The 20,032-nt window shown below is 47.4% G+C and carries 18 protein-coding genes; 16 read left to right on the top strand and 2 right to left on the bottom strand.

The genetic code is table 11. The annotated features are described in order from the left end of the window. Positions 1 to 14: 14 nt before the first annotated feature. The 4 genes from ACO9K6_RS07235 to ACO9K6_RS07220 all read left to right on the top strand — a co-directional run bounded on the left by ACO9K6_RS07235 (position 15) and on the right by ACO9K6_RS07220 (position 2,602). The gene (locus tag ACO9K6_RS07235; RefSeq protein ID WP_424766867.1) at positions 15 to 1,109 is read left to right on the top strand and encodes an LLM class flavin-dependent oxidoreductase; all 1,095 of its coding nucleotides are present in this window, start codon (positions 15 to 17) and stop codon (positions 1,107 to 1,109) included. A gap of 164 nt (positions 1,110 to 1,273) precedes the next feature. Continuing rightward, positions 1,274 to 1,408: a LuxR C-terminal-related transcriptional regulator gene (locus tag ACO9K6_RS07230; RefSeq protein ID WP_424766866.1), complete on the top strand. Its 135-nt coding sequence runs from the start codon at positions 1,274 to 1,276 to the stop codon at positions 1,406 to 1,408. 80 nt (positions 1,409 to 1,488) lie between these two features. Further along, positions 1,489 to 1,809 carry a chorismate mutase gene (locus ACO9K6_RS07225; RefSeq protein ID WP_424766865.1) on the top strand — a complete coding sequence of 107 codons (321 nt, stop codon included), beginning with the start codon at positions 1,489 to 1,491 and terminating at the stop codon, positions 1,807 to 1,809. Positions 1,810 to 1,843: 34 nt separating this feature from the next. Beyond that, positions 1,844 to 2,602, top strand: coding sequence for a DUF3891 family protein (locus tag ACO9K6_RS07220; RefSeq protein ID WP_424766864.1), 759 nt, complete (start codon positions 1,844 to 1,846; stop codon positions 2,600 to 2,602). Between the two features lie 70 nt (positions 2,603 to 2,672). Here the strand turns inward: ACO9K6_RS07220 and ACO9K6_RS07215 are convergent, their stop codons facing one another. Next, entirely contained in the window at positions 2,673 to 3,638 is a 966-nt protein-coding gene (locus tag ACO9K6_RS07215) for a ribose-phosphate diphosphokinase (protein WP_424766863.1), read from the bottom strand. Between the two features lie 157 nt (positions 3,639 to 3,795). On the opposite strand from ACO9K6_RS07215, the gene ACO9K6_RS07210 reads away from it, so the two are divergent. The 11 genes from ACO9K6_RS07210 (at position 3,796) to ACO9K6_RS07160 (ending at position 16,146) form a co-directional block, all read left to right on the top strand. Continuing rightward, entirely contained in the window at positions 3,796 to 5,016 is a 1,221-nt protein-coding gene (locus ACO9K6_RS07210) for a multidrug effflux MFS transporter (protein ID WP_424766862.1), read from the top strand. 4 nt (positions 5,017 to 5,020) lie between these two features. Beyond that, positions 5,021 to 6,673: a GAF domain-containing protein gene (locus ACO9K6_RS07205; RefSeq protein ID WP_424766861.1), complete on the top strand. Its 1,653-nt coding sequence runs from the start codon at positions 5,021 to 5,023 to the stop codon at positions 6,671 to 6,673. A gap of 3 nt (positions 6,674 to 6,676) precedes the next feature. After that, complete coding sequence (locus ACO9K6_RS07200) at positions 6,677 to 7,330, top strand: response regulator (protein ID WP_424766860.1); 654 nt, start codon at positions 6,677 to 6,679, stop codon at positions 7,328 to 7,330. A 151-nt stretch (positions 7,331 to 7,481) separates the two neighbouring features. Continuing rightward, positions 7,482 to 8,108, top strand: coding sequence for an FMN-dependent NADH-azoreductase (locus ACO9K6_RS07195; protein WP_424766859.1), 627 nt, complete (start codon positions 7,482 to 7,484; stop codon positions 8,106 to 8,108). 150 nt (positions 8,109 to 8,258) lie between these two features. Beyond that, positions 8,259 to 8,843 (top strand): TetR/AcrR family transcriptional regulator, encoded by a 585-nt coding sequence (locus tag ACO9K6_RS07190; protein WP_424766858.1) that lies wholly within the window; start codon positions 8,259 to 8,261, stop codon positions 8,841 to 8,843. Between the two features lie 60 nt (positions 8,844 to 8,903). Then, positions 8,904 to 10,352, top strand: coding sequence for a DHA2 family efflux MFS transporter permease subunit (locus tag ACO9K6_RS07185; RefSeq protein ID WP_424766917.1), 1,449 nt, complete (start codon positions 8,904 to 8,906; stop codon positions 10,350 to 10,352). Positions 10,353 to 10,500: 148 nt separating this feature from the next. Next, complete coding sequence (locus ACO9K6_RS07180; protein ID WP_424766857.1) at positions 10,501 to 11,178, top strand: response regulator transcription factor; 678 nt, start codon at positions 10,501 to 10,503, stop codon at positions 11,176 to 11,178. After that, complete coding sequence (locus tag ACO9K6_RS07175; protein WP_424766856.1) at positions 11,175 to 12,590, top strand: ATP-binding protein; 1,416 nt, start codon at positions 11,175 to 11,177, stop codon at positions 12,588 to 12,590. The genes ACO9K6_RS07180 and ACO9K6_RS07175 overlap by 4 nt, the downstream gene beginning before the upstream one ends. Before the next feature lie 135 nt (positions 12,591 to 12,725). Beyond that, positions 12,726 to 13,844: a Fe(3+) ABC transporter substrate-binding protein gene (locus tag ACO9K6_RS07170; protein ID WP_424766855.1), complete on the top strand. Its 1,119-nt coding sequence runs from the start codon at positions 12,726 to 12,728 to the stop codon at positions 13,842 to 13,844. Positions 13,845 to 13,846: 2 nt separating this feature from the next. Beyond that, positions 13,847 to 15,502: an ABC transporter permease gene (locus ACO9K6_RS07165; RefSeq protein ID WP_424766854.1), complete on the top strand. Its 1,656-nt coding sequence runs from the start codon at positions 13,847 to 13,849 to the stop codon at positions 15,500 to 15,502. After that, the gene (locus ACO9K6_RS07160) at positions 15,499 to 16,146 is read left to right on the top strand and encodes an ABC transporter ATP-binding protein (RefSeq protein WP_424766853.1); all 648 of its coding nucleotides are present in this window, start codon (positions 15,499 to 15,501) and stop codon (positions 16,144 to 16,146) included. Before ACO9K6_RS07165 ends, ACO9K6_RS07160 begins: the two co-directional genes overlap by 4 nt. A gap of 71 nt (positions 16,147 to 16,217) precedes the next feature. On the opposite strand, the gene ACO9K6_RS07155 is transcribed toward ACO9K6_RS07160, so the two are convergent. After that, the gene (locus ACO9K6_RS07155) at positions 16,218 to 17,222 is read right to left on the bottom strand and encodes a LacI family DNA-binding transcriptional regulator (RefSeq protein ID WP_424766852.1); all 1,005 of its coding nucleotides are present in this window, start codon (positions 17,220 to 17,222) and stop codon (positions 16,218 to 16,220) included. A gap of 228 nt (positions 17,223 to 17,450) precedes the next feature. Between ACO9K6_RS07155 and ACO9K6_RS07150 the strand changes: the two genes are divergently transcribed. After that, entirely contained in the window at positions 17,451 to 20,012 is a 2,562-nt protein-coding gene (locus ACO9K6_RS07150) for a beta-mannosidase (RefSeq protein WP_424766851.1), read from the top strand. Positions 20,013 to 20,032 lie beyond the last annotated feature (20 nt).

Here is a 20,032-nt window from a genome sequence, read left to right as displayed (position 1 = left end):
AAGGAGGACATGCTATGAGCGCTATTACGGAAATGAACGAAGGCAACGTTTTTGAATTTGGCATATATACATTAGGGGATATTAGTATTGATCCTGTCACGGGCCATACGATCAGCCCTAGCGCGAGAATGAAAGAAATTGTGGCGGCAGCGAAGCTTGCCGATGAAGCTGGCCTTGATGTGTTCGGGGTCGGCGAGCATCATCGCCTTGATTTCGTCGTGTCTTCGCCTCCGGTGGTGCTTGCTGCGATTGCGCAAGCAACGAGCCGTATTCGCTTAACGAGTGCGACAACCGTGCTTGGCACCTCGGATCCCGTTCGCGTGTTTGAGGATTTTGCAACGCTTGACCTTCTCTCAGACGGTCGGGCGGAGATCATCGTCGGACGGGGCGCGTATGTAGAGTCTTTTCCTTTATTCGGCTATGAGCTGGACAACTATAAAGATTTATTTTCGGAGAAAATCAATTTGCTTCTGGAGCTGAACATGCACAAGAGAGTGACGTGGGAAGGCAAGCTGCGTTCATCGCTTAAGAATGCGGAAATCGCACCGCGGCCGCTTCAGAAACGGCTTCCCGTATCGATTGGGGTAGGCGGCACGCCATCGAGCGCTGAGCTTGCAGGACAGCTTGGGACAGAAATGACGCTTGCTATTTTAGGCGGCGATCCTGCTAAGTTCAAGTCCTTGGTTGACGTGTATAAAGCCGCTGGCATAGCCGCAGGACACAAGCCTGAAGCGCTCAAGGTTGCGATCACGAGCCACGGTTATATCGCGAATTCATCCAAGCAAGCAAGGGATGAGTTCTATCCTTATTATGCAAGCTATGTTGCTCAGTTCATGGGCGGAAGCGCGCGCGGAGAGCAGCTGTCGAGGGAGCAGTTCGAGCAGCTAACCAGTCCTGTGAACGCGCTCGCTATAGGCAGTCCGGAGGAAATTGTTGAGAAAATTTTAGCTCAGCACGAGCTCTTTGGACATAACCGTTTTATGGCCCAGTTCGATATTGGCGCCGTACCTTATTCTAAGGTTGCTGCTTCGATTGAGCTCTTAGCAACGAAGGTTGCACCGGTTGTGAAGCGTGAGCTTAGTAAGAAACGGATCTTACAAATCCAATAATGCCATTTTAAAAGGTTATGACAAATGTCATGCAAAGGGACTGAGACTGCTCCCTAACGCATGACATATTTTTTTTACTATTAAGTTACCAAAGGTATGTGTGCTTGATATTGAAATGCCCTCGAGAGGTAGATATATTGTGACTCGCAGCCAAGGAGCCGACAATGAAGGAGATCGGTCAGCAGTTTTTTTTGAGCCACGGAACGATTCGGAATTACATGTCGGAAATGATATCAAAGCTCGACGGGAGAGATAAGACTGATATCATTCAGCACGCACAGGCTAAAGGCTGGATCTAGCGGTATGCTTATCTTCGTAGCCTTTCCGGTGCAGAAAATGGTACAATGATAAGAAACCTAACGGAGATAAGGAGAGGCGTATGAAGGCATTTAGACTGAACGAATTAAGAGCAGGCATCGATCAATTGGATGATGAAATCATTTCCTTGCTGGCGAAGCGATTTGCTTTAACGGAGGAGGTTGGCTTGTACAAAGCGATAAATAAGCTGGAGGCGCAGGACCCGAAGCGGGAATCCACGCAATTTCATAAAATTATTCAGCTATCAGATACCCATGGATTGAAACCGGATTATGCCACAACAATTTACAGATGCTTGATGGACGTTGTCATCTCACGACACGAGGAGATCAAGCAGTCGTACGATGGGCAGAACCTGATTGGACAAATAGAAGCTCGCTAATCATCGACTTTTTCATGAAGGAGGGGTGGTATCGATGATTGTATACGAAAATGATGACGCATTCATTTTGATTGCCCAGCAGGATCATGCCAGAATATCGGGTGATCTTATATCGGCTTGGCGCGATGAGCTGTTTGCCGACCCAGAGCGAAGAGAAGAATTAACGCTAGCGGCCTACGAGCATGATAGCAGCTGGATCGACTTGGATCGAATTCCGATATGGAACGATGCTGGGAGCCTCCCGTTTTCTTTCCGCGATTATCCGGGCAACATCCGATTTTTCTTTTATTCCATGGCACTTGATAAACTGCAGGAAAAAAGCGAATATGCGGCACTGCTTGGCAGCATATTGTATACAGCGCTCGCGGAGAAGTTTAGAAACGATGATACGGTAACGTTTGTTGAGAGGGAGTTTGCGAGACAAAGCTCGATTATAGAGAAGCTTAAAGTGAATTTAAAGCTGCTGCAAAATCATGCGAAAGCGCTGTTTTTATGCGATGAGTTATCCTTGTTCGTATGTATGGAGCAGCCTGGTACGCCCAGCGGACAGTACGAATGGTTTGCGGATGGCTTTCAATACTGGTTCGATCGCTCTGGACAGACGAGACTGCTGGCCGATTGGACGGACGAGAAGACGATAGAGCTGGAGCCTTTCCCATTCAGCCGAGAGGTGGAAACCTTGCTTGCCTTTAAACGCGTGAAGAAGGATGACATTACGAGGTATGGGATTTCGGTTGCCTATCAGCGGGAGTCACTTCAAGAGCATAAGCTTCTATTTCGAGCCAAGCGATAAGCTGACAAAAACAGAAACACCGCCAAAGCTGCATGAGCAGCAAAAGCGGTGTTTTGTATTTTGATATGTGCTAGTCGAGCGCCTTCACTGGCATTCTGCGTTCCGGCACAAACAGCATGTCAAGTGAGCCGCCCTCGCTAATGATCTTTATCGCTGTGCCAAGCAGCGGTGCCATGGGGAGAACGACAAACTTATCCGAAGGCGCTTCGTCGATCGTGATCGTGTCTGTAATGACGACCTCGCGAATATTCGGATGATTCAGCTTGTCCAGCGCATTGGCCGAGAACAACCCATGTGTAGCGCAAATATAGGCATCCATAGCTCCTTTTTTCTTAAGAGCCTCCACGACATTCACGATTGTACTGCCCGTATCGATTAAATCCTCAATAATAATCGGCGTCATGTCTTCAACTTCGCCAATGATATGTGTAATTTCCGATTGATTGTGAGCGGGACGGTTTTTGATCATGATGGCAAACGGACAATCGAGCAAGCCGGCTAACTTCTCGGCTGTTGAGGCTCTTCCGGCATCTGGAGACACGACAACCGGATTTTTAATGTTTTTGCTTCTTAAATATTTGATAATCAAATTTAACGCCGTCAAATGATCGACCGGAATATCGAAGAACCCTTGGATAGGATCGGCATGCAAATCAACGGTAATGATCCGGCTGGCACCGACGGTCGTCAGGACATCTGCTACCATCTTCGCCGAGATTGGCTCCCGCGGCGAAGATTTCCGCTCTTGTCGCGCGTAGCCGTAATAGGGCATGACGATATTAATCGTCTTGGCTGATGCGCGTTTGGCAGCGTCGATCATGACAAGCAGCTCAATGAGATGCTCATTGACGGGATGTGAAAGCGACTGCACGATAAACACATCGCAGGTTCGGATCGGTTCCTGGTAGGATACATGGATTTCTCCACTTTGTTGTCTGGATATCGCAACGTCCCCGAGCGGTACTTCTAGCTGTTTGCAAATCTGCTTTGCGAGTTGGATATTGGATGTGCCCGAAAAAACTTTAATCTTCTGCATGTCATTCACCTCGTAGCCGGATAATCTTTACACAATCATAACAAACAAAGCATGGGAGGACAAATGAAAACTATAGTATGCAAGAGGTATTGGAACAAAAAAAGGAAAGGTGATAAAGTAGGACGATAGAAACAGAGAGATGAAGGAGATGTGCTGCTTGCGTGATCAGAGTAAAATCCATTCGAGAAATGCCGACTCTTCAACGAGTGCCAACCGATTGTGGCTCATTATATTACTTGGGTCGCTTTCCGCGTTCGGACCGCTTTCGCTAGACATGTATTTGCCCGCATTTCCGACCATCAGCAGGGAATTACATACAAGCACCTCGCTTGTTCAGCTAAGTCTGACAGCCTGTATGATCGGCTTGTCAGTCGGACAATTGCTGGCCGGAGCTTTGAGTGACATACAGGGAAGAAGGCGGCCGTTGCTCATCTTCCTCGCCATTTATGGGATTTCCTCTGTGCTTTGCGCTTTTGCTCCATCGATCGGTGTGCTGGTAGCTTTACGCTTTATTCAGGGCTTTGCCGGTGCCGCGGGAATCGTCATATCTCGTGCTATTGTGAGAGATTTGTATTCAGGGCCTGAACTGACAAAGTTTTTTGCCATGCTGATGCTAGTGAACGGGGCGGCGCCTATCTTCGCTCCGATTGCGGGGGGACAGCTGCTTAAGATTACATCCTGGGAAGGCGTATTTATCGTGCTTGCTGTCTGGGGTGTACTTATGCTGGCTGCTGTTTTCTTCGGAATGCCGGAAACGCTCGGTCCTGAGAAGCGTTTGGCCGGCGGGCTGCGACAGACGATGTCTACCTTCGGCATACTGCTTGGGGATCGCTACTTTATGGGCTATGCCCTCGCGCAGGGTCTTGTCATGGCTGCGATGTTCGCCTATATCGCAGGCTCTCCATTTGTGCTGCAAAACCTATATGGCGTTACGCCTCAAGGGTTCAGTCTGTTATTTGCGATGAACGGTCTAGGCATCATCATATTTGGTCAAATTACGGGAAGACTTGCTGCTAAGCTTAGGGAGCAGAGATTGTTTACGGTTGGTTTGGGGATTGCAGCTGCAGCAGGCGTTATTTTATTGCTGATGATTATTATAGAAGCGCCATTAACAGCTATTCTAATCCCGTTGTTTTTTGTCGTTTCCAGCGTAGGTATCATTAGTACAACAGGCTTCTCGCTGGCCATGAGGAAAAATGCTCATGCAGCGGGCAGCGCATCCGCTTTGCTTGGTCTGCTTTCATTTACATTAGGCGGTATGATGGCCCCGCTTGTTGGTCTGAGTGGAGACGCCAACGCGCTGCCTATGGGCATATCGATCGCTGTTGCTGAGCTTGGCGCAGTAGCTTGTTATTTATTATTAATCAAAGGGAAGTGATTGCATGTCCCGGGAGATTCGCGCGAATGAGCTGTTGGCGCTCAAGGAAATCGCCGAAATGCTCAACAGCATGAATGATATGGAGCAAATGCTGAATGCTGTACTTGAGAAGCTGCTGCAGGTCACCGGCTTTACGACCGGCTGGATCTTCATGACAGATGAGCGAAGCGATAAGCTGTGTGTGGCAACAAATCAATTACCGCAAGCTTTAAATGCGAATAATCAGGCCGTCATGTGCGGCGAAGAATGCTGGTGCGTGAAAAGCTTTAAGCAAAGTAAACTGAATCGTGCTGTGAATATTATAGAATGCTCCAGAATTACGTATGCAGTAACTCATCAGTTTGGTGATATCGAGGGGGTAACCCATCATGCGACCGTTCCTCTAAAAGCAGGAAAAGACCGCTTCGGCCTGCTGAACGTGGCGGAAGCGGGCAAGGTGAGCTTTTCCGAAGAGGAGCTGGCGCTGCTTCAGGCTGTCGCGTATCAGATCGGAACAGCGGTCAAAAGGATTCGCCTCTACCAGGTTCAGGAGCAAAATGCTATTCATTATGCGAAGCTGGGCGACGTCATTCAACAGATCAACGCGATTCAGGATATCCATCAGCTTCCTTTGCTGGCTGTGAAACGAATCGGTGAAATGTTTAATTGGAAGCATGTGTCTTTGTTCATTTATGATCAGCAGCAGCTGTCTCTGCGCGCTCACTATACAGACAATCAACTGTTGAAGGAATGGAAGTCGCTTGCAACCGATCAAGCTGGCCCGGTAAGCACGGCCTTTCGTGAGAACCGCCTTCTTGTTATTTCTGATAGTCAGAAGGAGCCATGCGTATCTTTATCGACCATTGGCATACCTCCCTTCTTATCTGCAGCCGCAATACCGCTTCGGGTAAGAAATCGACCGTTTGGCGTGCTGTTCATGAGCAGTCCGCTAAGCAGAGAGTTCGATGACTACCAGAGCGATTTCATGTATTCCCTGGGGGATCATTTTACGCTATGCATTGAAAATTTGCGCGTTTACGAGCAGCAGCGAGAGATTGCGCGAATAGAAGAACGGCATCGTATGGCGCGGGATTTGCATGACTCCGTCATTCAAAAGGTGTTTTCCTTGTCCTTTTTGGCGAAAGGGGCGGAAACCATGATCGCAGGCAAGGAGCCGATCGTCGAACGATCGCTTCAGGAGATCAGACAGCTTTCACAAGAGGCGTTAAAGGAAATGCGAACGCTGATCTGGCAGCTGCGCCCCGCAGGTCTGGAGCATGGGCTGCTTACTGCGCTCAAGCATTATGGACAAAGCATGGATTTGATCGTCTCCGAGCAGGCGGATGGTGTGCGTGAGCTGCCGCGGCAGCTGGAAGAGGCTTTATGGCGAATTGGACAAGAGGCGTTAAATAATGTGAAGAAACATGCGGGAACGAATAAGGTTCATATTAAGCTTATGAAGACCGAACATGAGGCAAGCTTGGAAATAACCGATAGCGGAAAAGGCTTTTCCTCAGAGATGCTTAACGGGCGCTTAACGATGGGTATGCTATCGATGAGGGAGAGGGCCGAGACACTCGGTGGAGAGCTGTCTATTACGAGCGGTAAGGGAGCGTCAACGAGCGTAAAAGCGACGATCCCTTATCCATTGGATGAGCGAAAGTGGGATGAGGATTAATAAATGGCTTTCAAAATTAAAATTATGCTGGTGGATGATCATCAGATTGTGTTAAAGGGGATTTCGTTTTTTCTCAGCATGCAGCCCGATTTCGAGCTTGTCGGGGAAGCGGGTAATGGGAAAGAGGCAGTAGAGAAAGCAGCAGAATTAAAGCCGGACATTATTTTAATGGACTTGAATATGCCGATTATGGACGGTATTGAGGCGAGCAGCCTCATTGCGCAGCAAAACCCTGCGATTAAGGTGCTTGTTCTTACGAGCTTCTCCGACCGAAGCCACATCGTGCCTGCGCTGCAAACGGGAGCGATCGGCTATATGCTTAAGGACGTAGAGCCGGAGCAGCTTGCGGAAGCAATACGCAGCGCCTACAAAGGAAACATACAGCTTCATCCGGACATTTCAAACTCTCTTTTATCCCAAATAGCGCCTCAAGCAGATTCTGCTGACAAGCTTCCAGAACGTGAATTAATTGAAACATTGACGCCAAGAGAGCTTGAGGTGCTGCAGTTGTTGACCAAAGGGATGAGCAATAAGGAAATTGCCAGTACATTAATGGTAGCAGAAAAGACAGTGAAGACGCATGTTAGCAGTATTTTGGGCAAATTAAACCTGTCCGATCGGACACAGGCTGCCTTATTCGCCGTACATGTCCTATAGTCTAAGACTATTGTCGTAAGACTAGGCCTACGCCTTAAAATTTTTTTTCTATTCATTTTTCAGTCTTATTGCCGATGTTGTCCTCTCCAAAACTATATACAATAAAGATACTTACAAAAAGTAAATAAACATCATGTGGAGGGTACACAAAATGAGTACTGTATTATTCGTCAAAGCAAATGATCGCGCCATTGAGCAAGCAATCAGTGTAAAGCTGTATCATGCTTTCTTGGACAGCTATAAAAAAAGCCATCCTGAGGATACAATTATCGAGCTTGACCTGTTCAAGGAAGAGCTTCCTTATATGAACGCCGACATGATCAATGGTAACTTCAAAGCGGCTCGCGGCATGGAGCTTACCTCTGAAGAGCAGGCGGCTGTTGAGGTTTCAGGCAAATACATCGATCAATTCCTGGCGGCGGATAAGGTCGTTTTCGGCTTCCCGCTTTGGAACCTGACGATTCCGGCCGTGCTTCATACGTATATTGACTACATTTATCAGGCAGGCAAAACCTTCTCTTACACCGCTGAAGGTCCGGTTGGTCTTATCCCTGACAAAAAGGTTGCCTTGATTAACGCTCGCGGCGGCATTTACTCTGAGGGTCCTGCCGCTGCTGCGGAAATGTCCTTCAACTATGTTCGCAACATTATGAGCTTCTTCGGAGTAACGAACTTCGAGAACGTAATTGTTGAAGGCCACGCTCAGCTTCCTGATCAAGCCGAGACAATTATCGCAAATGGTATCGCGCAAGCGGAGAAAGCGGCTGTAGGCTTCTAATTAACAGACGTAATAAGGAGACAATTGGGCTGCTGTCCAGTTGTCTTCTTTTTTATTGTGCATTATTTTACAACTAAAATAATAGTTGACTTTCACAGCTGTAAAATGGTTTCATTATATAGACCGATCGTTATAATTTTGAGGTGAAGCATGACAGATAAACCAAACGCCAGACAAGCGATTTTGGGAACGGCAGCGAGACTTTTTTTTACGCAAGGGTATCACGCGACAGGCTTAAGCCAAATTATTAAGGAGAGCAACAGCCCAAAAGGCTCCCTGTATTATTATTTTCCTAACGGAAAAGAGGAGCTGGCGCTTGAATGTATTGTCTGTACGAAGCATATGGTCATCGAGAAGTGGGCTTCCGTCTTTGCGAAGCACTCCGATGCTGCGGATGCGGTGCAGGCCTTCATTCTGGATATGGCGGATGATGCGGAGAAATATGATTTTGAAGGTTATATGCCGTTCAGTTTCTGGATGGCTGTGGAGACCTCTTCAATCAATGAAAAGCTAAGAAACGTCTGTCAGGATGTATTTGCGGCTTGGCAGTCGGTCATTGGCGAATATTTGCAGAAGACCGGTATGGAGCAGGCGAGATCGAAGGAGGTAGCGGTCGTTGTCGTTTCCTTGCTTGAGGGAGCGCTTATTCTGGCGCTGACCAATAAGGATAAGCAGCCGCTTTTGACTGCATCGAAATGTATCCCTTATCTCATTCACACATGTCCTTCTCTATGAGAAATCATGATTAGAAAAAGATAATTAGACAGTAGGAGAGTGGAGAAACTGCAAGCAACAATGTCAGCCGCCGCCGAGCGAACGGAGCAGAAATATAAGGTGCTCCCGATTATGATTTCTTTATTATTAAGCGGTTTTATCGGTATGTTCAGCGAAACGGCACTCAATGTGGCGTTAAGTGATTTGATTCAAATATTTGAAATTTCCCCGGCGACCGTTCAATGGTTAACGACGGGTTATCTGCTTACCTTGGGAATTTTGGTTCCCATATCCGGCTTACTGCTGCAATGGTTAACGACAAGGCAGCTGTTTATTGCCGCTGTAACCTTTTCTGCAATAGGGACGCTCGTTGCTGCGCTCGCGCCAAGCTTTGAGGTGCTTATGACAGCACGTGTCATCCAAGCTGTAGGGACAGCGTTATTGCTGCCGCTGATGTTTAACACGATCCTTATTATTTTCCCAGCGGAGAAGCGCGGAGCGGCAATGGGTGTCATCGGCTTAGTTATTATGGTCGCGCCAGCTATAGGTCCTACCATTGCAGGACTGCTGATCGATAAGCTTAGCTGGCATTGGATTTTCTGGCTGTCATTGCCGTTTCTCGTCATTGCATTAGTATTCGGCGCTTTTTTTATGCAAAATGTATCTACGATTACGAAGCCCAAAATTGATTTCTTCTCGATTATTTTCTCGTCCGTCGGTTTCGGCGGCATTGTGTTCGCATTTAGCAGCGCAGGCGAGGGTGAGCATGGGTGGAGCAGCCTGAAGGTTATTGCAGCTATGATCATTGGCGCGGTAGCGCTTATCATTTTTGCCTTTCGTCAATTGACTATGAAGCAGCCGATGATGAACCTTCGCGCTTTCAAATATCCGATGTTTGTCGTCGGGACTTCGATGGTGTTCATTTGTATGATGATGATTCTGGCTGCAATGCTCGTATTGCCTATGTATTTGATTAGTGGCTTGGGCTTGCCCGCATTGACAGCGGGGCTAGTGTTATTGCCGGGGGGCCTCATTAACGGTATTTTGTCTCCTGTCATGGGCGGCTTGTTCGATAGATTCGGTCCGAAATGGCTCGTTATCCCTGGTCTCGCCATCGTTGTCGCTGCTCTGTGGTTTTTCTCCGGCATTACGACGGCATCGACACTTACTCTAATCGTCGTATTGCATTCCAGCTTGATGATCGGGATATCAATGGTGTGGATGCCAGCGCAGACGAATGGCTTGAATCAGCTTCCGCGCGAGCTTTATCCGGATGGAACGGCAATCATGAATACACTGCAGCAGGTTGCGGGTGCCATTGGTACGGCGGTTGCTGTCAGTGTTATGACCGCAGGAATGAACGGCTTTATGAGGAGCGCTGCGGATCCGACGGATCCGGCCAATGCGCCGCTCGCGCTAACAGCTGGTATTCAGAATTCCTTCCTATTCGCCATGATCGTCGCCATGATCGGCTTAGTTTTAGCATTCTTCATCAAAAGAGTGCAGGTCGCTAAGAACTCCAGTCATTAACAAATCATTGCTCTCCTCGAATAGGGACGTCATTTTCCCTATTCGAGGGGAGCCTTTTATTTACAATTGACGTTGAGAACGATTATCAAATAAAATGTATAAGATAAGGATTTAAATGAGCAAGCTTAAAGAAAAGGCGGATCACTAGATGAAGAAAATTTTGCTCATTGAGGATGAGAGAAATTTAGCGCGGTTTATTGAGCTGGAGCTGCGGCATGAAGCGTATAGCGTTGTCGTCGCGTATGACGGAAATAGCGGACTCGAGCTTGCTTTACGAGATGAGTGGGACATTATATTGCTGGATTTAATGCTGCCGGGCATGGATGGACTTGAAGTGTGCAAGCGGATTCGAGCTGCCAAAGCAACGTCTATTATTATGCTTACGGCCAGAGACAGTATAACAGACCGCGTCTTAGGTTTGGATAGCGGAGCGGATGATTATTTGCCGAAGCCCTTTGCGATTGAAGAGCTGCTGGCGCGCATCCGAGTTGTTTTTAGACGGCAGGAAAAGCAGATTGAAGAGGAGCGTTCGATGCTTACCTTCCACGAGCTGACCGTAGATTTGAATGAAAGGATGGTATGCAAGGGGGATGAGCAGATTGTGCTGACGAAGCGCGAGTTCGGCTTGCTGGTCGCTTTTATGCAAAATACGAATCGTGTTCTCTCCAGGGAGACGCTGCTGGATAAAGTGTGGGGCTTTGAAGCTGCCGTAGATACGAATGTAGTGGATGTTTATGTACGCTATTTGCGCAATAAAATTGATAGTCCCGGTGAGGCTAGCTTTATACAAACACAGCGGGGCATCGGTTATGTGATGAAAAAATGAGCAAGCTAACATTAGCTTTTTCACAAATACCTATGAAGTGGAAGCTGACGATTTGGTCGTCACTTCTGCTCTTTCTACTGTTTGCTGCATATAATGCCGTGCAATACATTTTTGTTGAGCGTTGGATGGCGAATCAGGAAGAGTCAAATACGCGGCAGGATTTGAGGGAAATATTGAACTACTTATTGGAGAAGGAGCTTACCTTCCAAGGTTCGGAGCTGGGGCAGATTCGACATTTTCTTGAGAAGGTGAATGAGAATAATCAGCTGATACGCGTATTGGATGAGCAAGGACAGCCGCTCATTATCGTATCTGAGAACATACCGGTGAAATGGCAGCAGTCTTATCCTGCGTCCAGCCTGACTGCTGCCGGTACATGGTATTTGGACGAGCATCTATTGCTCATGCGCAGCCCTCTCACCGTGTTTGAGTTTAACGGGACCATTGAAATTGTCAAAAGTATTGAGGAATTCGACAAGCTAAGCTCAGCTTTTTTTCAAGTGATGCTGATATGCTGTCTTGGTGCTGTTGTGATTAGCGGCATTGGCGGAGGACTGCTTGCCAGGCAGCTGCTTCGACCGCTTCAAGCGATGAATGAAACGATGCTGAACATTAAGGAAAAAGGCTTTCACCAGCGTGTGTCGCTAAATGAGAATAACCATGATGAAATAACAACGCTGATGAAGTTGTTTAACGATATGATGGAGAAGGTGGAGCGTTCGTTCGAGCAGCAGAAGCAATTCGTAGAGGATGCTTCTCATGAGCTGAGAACGCCTGTTGCCATCATCGAAGGGCATTTGGCGATGCTCCAGAGGTGGGGAAAGGATGATCCTGCTGTCCTTACAGAGTCTTTGAACGCTTCAGCACAGGAGCTGGCTAGACTGAAAGGACTTGTCGAGGAGCTGCTCACTTTATCGAGAGCCGAGAAGGAGTACGAGAATCCGCATTCGGAATGGCCTCAAGCGGAACGAACTGTTAATCAGGTTGTCAAAAATTTTGCCTTACTCTATTCTGACTTCAACATTAAAGCGGAGCTTCATGCTTTATCCCGGACCAACCTTGTCATTTCGGAGCAGCATTTAGAGCAGATTATGCTTATTATATTGGACAATGCTATTAAATACTCGGGTCAGAGCAAATCGATCCTGGTTACAACCGAAATTGACGAGCAGTACGCTGTCATCGGCGTTACTGATTTTGGGATTGGTATTTCAGAGCAGCATTTGCCGTTTGTCACGCATCGGCTTTACCGGGCGGATAAGGCAAGAAGCGGCGAGAGTGGAGGATATGGTCTTGGTCTAGCTATTGCAAAACGTCTCATGGATAGATATGGAGGAAAGATGATCATCGAGAGTAAAGAGCATGAAGGTACGTCAGTTTCACTGGCCTTCAAGATAGCATCTCGAAAATAATATTCGGAAAGCTATCTTTTTTATATTTTCACAGCATTTTCTCATTTTAATTCGTTACAATAAGAACTGTTGAGTCGTTGGTAATGATATTCATTATCAGGAGAGACAAATAAACAAACAAGGGGAACGAAGAAGATGACAAAGAAATACATAGTCGGCATTTTGATGCTCACGATGATGACAGTACTCGTATTAGCAGGCTGCGGTGCCAACAACACAGAAAATGCTCCAACAAATGCGGCATCCCCATCCCCTGAAGCTAGCGCTGCACCAACAGAAGCAGTTGACAATAGCGGTAAAGATCAGGTTGTTAATGTATTTACGGCTCGTCACTATGATGTAGATAGCCAGCTATTTGCAGCTTTTACGCAGGAAACCGGCATTAAAGTCAATGAAATCAAGGGAACAGCAGAAGAGCTGGTTGAGCGCTTGAAGCGTGAAGGAGAAAGCTCAGAAGCAGATTTGTTCATTACAGTAGATGGCGGTGTATTGAACTACGCCAAACAAAACGATGTATTGCAGCCAATCGAATCCCAAGCGGTGGAGAGCAATGTGCCGGCACAGCTGCGTGATACGGATAATCAATGGGTAGGCATGGCAACCCGTGCCCGCGTTATCGTTTACGCAATGGATCGTGTTACACCGGATCAATTGTCCACATATGAGGACTTGGCGAGTGAAAAATGGAAAGGAAAGGTGCTTGTGCGCTCCTCTTCCAACTTGTACAATCAATCACTGCTGGCTTCCTTTATTGAACTGAATGGCGAGCAGCAAACAGAAGAGTGGGCTAAGGGAATTGTCAACAATTTTGCTCGTGATCCGGAAGGCGGAGATCGCGATCAAGCGAAAGCGATTGTCGCGGGTCAAGGCGATGTGGCGATTATGAACACTTATTATGTAGGTCAAATGCTGAACTCCAAGGATGCGGAGGAAGTAAAGGTTGCAGAGCAAGTCGGCGTGTTTTTCCCAAATCAGGACACGACAGGCGCTCATCTGAACATTAGCGGTGTAGGTCTTACCAAGCATGCTAAGAACAAAGATAATGCCATTAAGCTCATCGAGTACATTACCGGCAAGGAAGGACAAACTCTGCTGACTCAAGGAAGCTATGAATTTCCAGTGAATGCAGCGGCTGATATGCCGGAATTGCTGAAGGGCTGGGGAGAGTTCAAAGCGCAGCAGCTTGATTTCGCCAAGCTTGGAGAGAATAACAAAAAAGCGGTTGAGATTTTAAATAAGGTAGGCTGGAAATAAGAATGAATGCTTCTGCAGCATGGCGAAACTTCAAGCGAAAGCTGAACGGCTGGATGATCATAAGCGTAATAGGGGCCCTAGCGGCCCTTGTTCCGTCTCTTTATCTTTTGTTCGGACTATTTCAAGCGCCGAACGAAAACTGGCAGCATATTAAAGAATACGTAGTAGTGGATGCTGCTTTGCAATCTATGTGGCTGGTGCTGGGAACAGGCAGCTTTACGGTTATCATTGGCGTGTCACTTGCTTGGCTCGTTGCCGCTTATGAATTTCCGCTGCGTCGCTTCTTTCATTTTGTTTTTGTGCTTCCGCTGGCCATACCTCCATATATAGCTGCCTATACGTACGGTAATATGTTAAGCTATACCGGTAGCGTGCAGGCTTTTATGCGTAATGTGCTTGGTATAACGCCTAATCAAGCTTTTTTTGACATCATGTCCATGAAGGGCGCTATTTTTGTTTTTACGCTGTTTTTATTTCCGTATGTCTATCTCATTACGAAAACGTTTATGGAGAGGCAAAGCGCCGTATTCATTGAAAATGCCAGGCTGCTGGGCAAGAGCTCGCTGCATGTGTTTTTTCGCATCGTGCTGCCGCTTTCGCAGGCTGCCATTGTGGGCGGCGTAAGTTTGGTGGCCTTTGAGGTGCTGAATGACTATGGGGTCACCAAGCACTATGGCATCTCTTCATTCACGACAGCAATTTTCAAAACATGGTTCGGCATGTATGATGTCGATTCAGCTATACGTTTGTCCGGTTTGATGATGAGCTTCGTTATTGGACTGTTTCTTCTGGAACGTCTAGTTCGCAGACGCAGGGCGTATCACTCCTCGACCAGCAAGATGAGACCGCTGGCGAGAAGGAAATTACGCGGTGTCAAAGCATTTATTGCAGTATTTGTCAGCCTTGTTATTTTCGCATTGTCATTCGGCATTCCTGTCCTGCAGCTGATCGTCTGGGCAACATGGACGTACGAGGATATATTAAATGCCCACTTTATTGCGTTAATCGGCAATACGCTGACGGTCGCCTTCATTGCGATTATGTTATTGATGCTGCTTGCTGTTATTGTGGCGAATGCCACGCGGGCGGCCAAGCGTTCCTTGTTTGCGCTTGCGCTAACGAGACTAATCTCTATGGGTTATTCAATCCCAGGCGCCGTGTTATCCATTGGTGTATTGGCCCTGTTCATTTCAATCGACGGTCAGCTTAGCGGGTTTTATGTGTGGCTTGGTTTTGGAGCGAACAAGCTTGTCCTAAGCATGTCGCTGGTCATGCTCGTATTTGCTTATGTGATCCGTTTTCTATCGGTAGGCTTTAATGCGATAGAGGCTGGATTTGATAAGATCGGCAATCGGTACTCCGAGGCCTCCAGACTGCTCGGAATGGGGATGACGAGAACCTTCTTCAAGGTCGATCTGCCGCTTATCAAAGGGGCCGTGCTGACAGGATTCATTCTGGCTTTTATGGAAATCGTGAAGGAGCTGCCGCTAACGCTGCTTCTGCGTCCGTTCAATTTTGAGACGCTCGCGACCAAGGCCTATCAATATGCCAGCGATGAACAAATTCATCAGGCGTCCGTTCCATCCTTGATTATTATTGCGGTCGGCGTCATTTCCGTCTTTTTCTATCATTGGTTAGGAGAGAAGAAATCAACATGACTTTTTTTGAGCTGTCGAGCGTCTCTTTCGGATATAGCAGGGCAAAAAGAAATGTACTGCAGGACTTTTCCTTGCAAATGAATAAAGGTGAGATTGTCGGCATACTAGGACAAAGCGGCTGTGGAAAAAGCACGTTATTGCGCATCATTGCCGGTCTTGAAGCCCCGCGAAGCGGGAGTATCGTCATTAATGGCAGAACGCTGGTCGATCAACATAAGCTCGTGCTTCCTGAACGGCGAGGCGTTGGCATGATCTTTCAGGATTATGCGCTGTTCCCGCATCTAACCGTAGCACAAAACATTTTGTTTGGCCTGCACGGGTTGACCAAGAAGGAACGTTTGCTGCGATTGGATGAAATGCTCGAGCTCATTCAGCTCCAGCCATTTCGCAAACGGTATCCGCATGAGCTGAGCGGAGGACAGCAGCAGCGCGTAGCCTTTGCCCGAGCGCTTGCTCCTGCTCCTGAGCTTCTCTTAATGGACGAGCCGTTCAGCAGCTTGGACGCGGATTTGAAGCAGAGTATTCGGGAAGAGCTTAAGCGCATGCTGCGCGCGGCTGACATGACCTGCATTCTTGTTACGCATGATAAGGATGACGCAGCTGTAATCTGTGACCGAATAGTGCAAATAGAAAGCCAAGTATGATTACGCATAGAAAAAGAACTGCGCCACAAGGTCATCCAGACCCCCGGAAGCAGTTCTTTTTGGTTTACACATTAATTGCGGAAGATAACCTCCGCTTGGATAAGCTTCTTCTCATAGCTGGAGCTTTGATTAAGAATTCGCCATAAAATTTGATCCACTGCCCGCTTGCCAAGCAGCTCCTTGTCGACATTGACCGTAGCCGTTATTGGAATCGTGGGATGAGTGTTGTCAAAGCCGGTAACGATTACTTGCCCTGGCAAGCTGACACCTAAGCCCTCTAGCGCCTCAATCACAAACTTTGCGGAAATATCATTCACGCATATGAATGCATCAGGCAACCCTTCTTGTTCGATGACTGCAGCCATAGCATCGGCAAATGCGTTAAGATCGTCCCCGATTGGAATCGGATGAGCATTGCCATCCAGTCCAGCATCTTCTAATTCGGCCCGACAGCCGATCCACCTTTCTTGAAAGCTTTGAGCTTCTTTTATATTGCCGACAAATCGGTATTTCTTAAACCCCTTGCGTATAAGCACACCTATCATTTCCCGCATAGCGGACAAGTTATCTGCAAAGATCGAATCGGACTGAAAGCTGCGATCCAGATGATCAACCATAACCACGGGAATACCGAGGCGCTTGATATCAAACAGTATGGAGCTGGAGATCGAGCCCACTGTAATGATGCCCATGATCGCTTCCGGGTTAAGCAAGGTGAACATCGAGTCATCCTCCGGCTCTGTAAGCGTAACGATATTAATTTTCTTCTGATTCAGCCGCGCAGAAATGCCGTTAAATATCGGACCCCAGTATAAGGAGTCGGTGTTCTGGTACCGAACATTCGGAAATAACACGAGAATCGTCCCTGACCATGTCCTCGTATCGAGGTCAATGAGCTCTGAAGAAACAGATGTGCCGGGCAAATCCTTGAAATAACCAAGCTGGCCTGCAGTCTTCATAATTCGTTCTCTCGTTTGTGCGCTTACGCCTGATTTTCCCGATAACGCTCTGGATACAGCATATTTCGACAAGCCTATATGGTCAGCGATCTCTTGTATCGTAACTTTTCCCTTCACGACATTCATCCTTTGTTATCTGTTAATTTGGTCATTCCTACTATCAGTATAACTGATTTTTTTGAATAACTACACCGTTTAAATGCTCGATTTAATGAATATATTTAAAAACGAAATTGACCAATGAAGCACTTGGTGATAACCTTTGTTATGTAATATAAAAACAGATATAATAACATGTTATTGTCAAACGAGTAATTATGCGCATTAAGCACCTAGGAGGATATTATGGGACAGATGACACAAGCACTAAGCAATTGGAAGTTTAAAGCATGCAAGGATGAGGAATGGCTGAAAGCAACAGTACCGGGCTGTGTCCATACTGACTTGCTGCGCAATGGCGTTATTGCAGATCCATTCTATGCAACAAATGAGCATGATTTACAATGGATAGACAAGATAGATTGGGAATATCAGTCTTTCTTTGACATTCCGGCGAGCCTTTACAGCTCCACTAAGCTAGAGCTTGTGTTCGATGGTCTAGATACGTATGCCGATGTTTTTGTGAATGGAAAACATGTGTTATCCGCCGATAATATGTTCAGAACTTGGAAGGTTGATGTGAAAGCAATCGCGACAGAAAAAAATAACCAGCTGTCGATCCGCTTCCGGTCACCGGTTCAGGAGGATCTTCCGAAAATCGATAAGCTGGGCTACAACTTGCCGGCTACGAACGATCAATCTGAGCTTGGCGGTCTGGGAGAGCAGAAGATTAGTATTTTTGCCCGAAAAGCGCCGTATCATTATGGTTGGGATTGGGGTCCGCGCTTCGTAACGAGCGGAATTTGGCGTGATGCGAGGCTGGAAGGCTGGTCGGACAGCAAAATAAACGATGTCTATGTACAGAAGGACAATGTAACCGCAGCTGAGGCCAGCTTGACAATCACCGTGGAGGTTGAAGCCGAGCAGAATTGGGCGGGCACGATTAAGCTGAGCACGCAAGGCCATGCTTGGGAGCAAGAGGTAGACTTGAAGCAAGGTTTAAATAAGGTTCAAGTGCCGGCTGTGATCAAGGAGCCGCAGCTATGGTGGAGCAGAGGTCTGGGAGATGCGCATCGATACACCTTTACGGCAGAGCTGCTGCGTGAGGATAAGGTAATTGCTGACAAATCTGTCCGCACCGGCTTACGCTCGATCCGCCTAGTACGGGACAAAGATGCGGCGGGGGCAAGCTTTTATTTTGAATTGAATGGTGTGCCTGTGTTTGCCAAAGGAGCTAATCATATTCCAAATGACAGCTTCATTACAGACGTGACAGAGGAACGCTACAGACATGAAATTGTAACAGCAGTTGAATCCAATATGAATATGCTGCGCGTTTGGGGCGGCGGTATTTATGAGCAGTCAATTTTCTATGAGCTCTGTGACGAGTATGGCATTCTGGTATGGCAGGACTTTATGTTTGCCTGCAGCATGTATCCGGGAGACGACGCATTCCTTCTTAATGTTCGTCTTGAAGCGGAAGAAAACGTGAAGCGTCTGCGCAATCATCCTAGCATCGCTTTGTGGTGCGGCAACAACGAGATTGACTCGGCTTGGGCGCAATATGATGAGACAGGTGGATGGGGCTGGAAGAAAAACTATACAGCAGAGCAGAGGGAGAAGATTTGGGCCGACTATGAGGCTGTGTTCCATGACATTCTTCCGGATACAGTCTCAGCGTTCGCGCCGGGAACCGATTATTGGCCTTCATCGCCGCTCATCTCGTTGTCTGGAGATATTAATCAACATGCGCATCCCCTCTCCTCAGAAGGAGATATTCACTATTGGGGCGTCTGGCATGCGGTTGAACCGTTCGAAAATTACAATAAAAAAGTCGGACGTTTTATGAGCGAGTATGGATTCCAGTCCTTCCCGGAATATGAAACGGTCATGACTTTCGCGGTAGAGCAGGATTTAGAGCTGGACTCGAAGGTGATGAGGGCGCATCAGAAGAACGGGGACGGCAATCGTCTAATTAAGGAATATATGGATATCTATATGAGCGAGCCGAAGGATTTCCCATCCTTTCTTTATATGAGTCAGGTGCTCCAGGCAGAGGCAATGAAGATGGCGATCGAAGCGCATCGCCGCAAAATGCCTTTCTGCATGGGTACGCTGTACTGGCAAATGAACGATTGCTGGCCGGTCGCTTCATGGGCGGGCATGGATTACTACGGAAAGTGGAAAGCTATGCAGTATTACGCGAAAAAGAGCTTTGCCGACACGATGTTATCTTTCGATCGTACGGACGATGGATCGATTCAAGTATATGTCGTAACAGATGTATTGACACCGCTAGCAGGCGATCTTCGTGTGACGCTGTATGATTTTAATGGTTCGGTTCTGAAGCAGGAAACCGTTCAAGCAATGCTTCAAGGCAATAGTGCGGCAGTTATGTTTACACTAAACGAGCAAGAGTGGCTCGAAGGCCTCGACGCGGGCAGCGTTGTGTTGTACGCTGAGCTTACAGCAGGCGGGCAAAAGGTGGACAGTAAAGCGTTTTATTTTGTTCATGCCAAAGAGCTTAAGCTTACGGAAAGCAGCGTTCGTATCACAGAAGTCGCAGGAAGCGCAGGTACGAAATTTACGCTGGAGACAGATGTGTTAGCGAAGCAAGTATGGTTGACGGCTGAAGGAGAAGGGCTGTTCAGCGACAATTACTTCGACCTCATTCCAGGCGTTTCCAAAACCGTGGAATTCCGCTTCCGTGTAAGCGGTGAGGCGATAAGCAAGCCCGCAGCAGCAGGCAAGGTGCAGGCCCGCTCGATGATCGATTTTTTGGCAAATCGTAAAGCTGCAATAGGCTAAATGAGAAATCGCCGGACACC

Origin of the sequence: Paenibacillus praedii (assembly GCF_049725345.1) — a bacterium.
Taxonomy (GTDB): Bacteria; Bacillota; Bacilli; order Paenibacillales; family Paenibacillaceae; genus Pristimantibacillus.
Note: the sequence above shows the minus strand (reverse complement) of the source record. Positions and strands in the feature narration are given on the sequence as shown.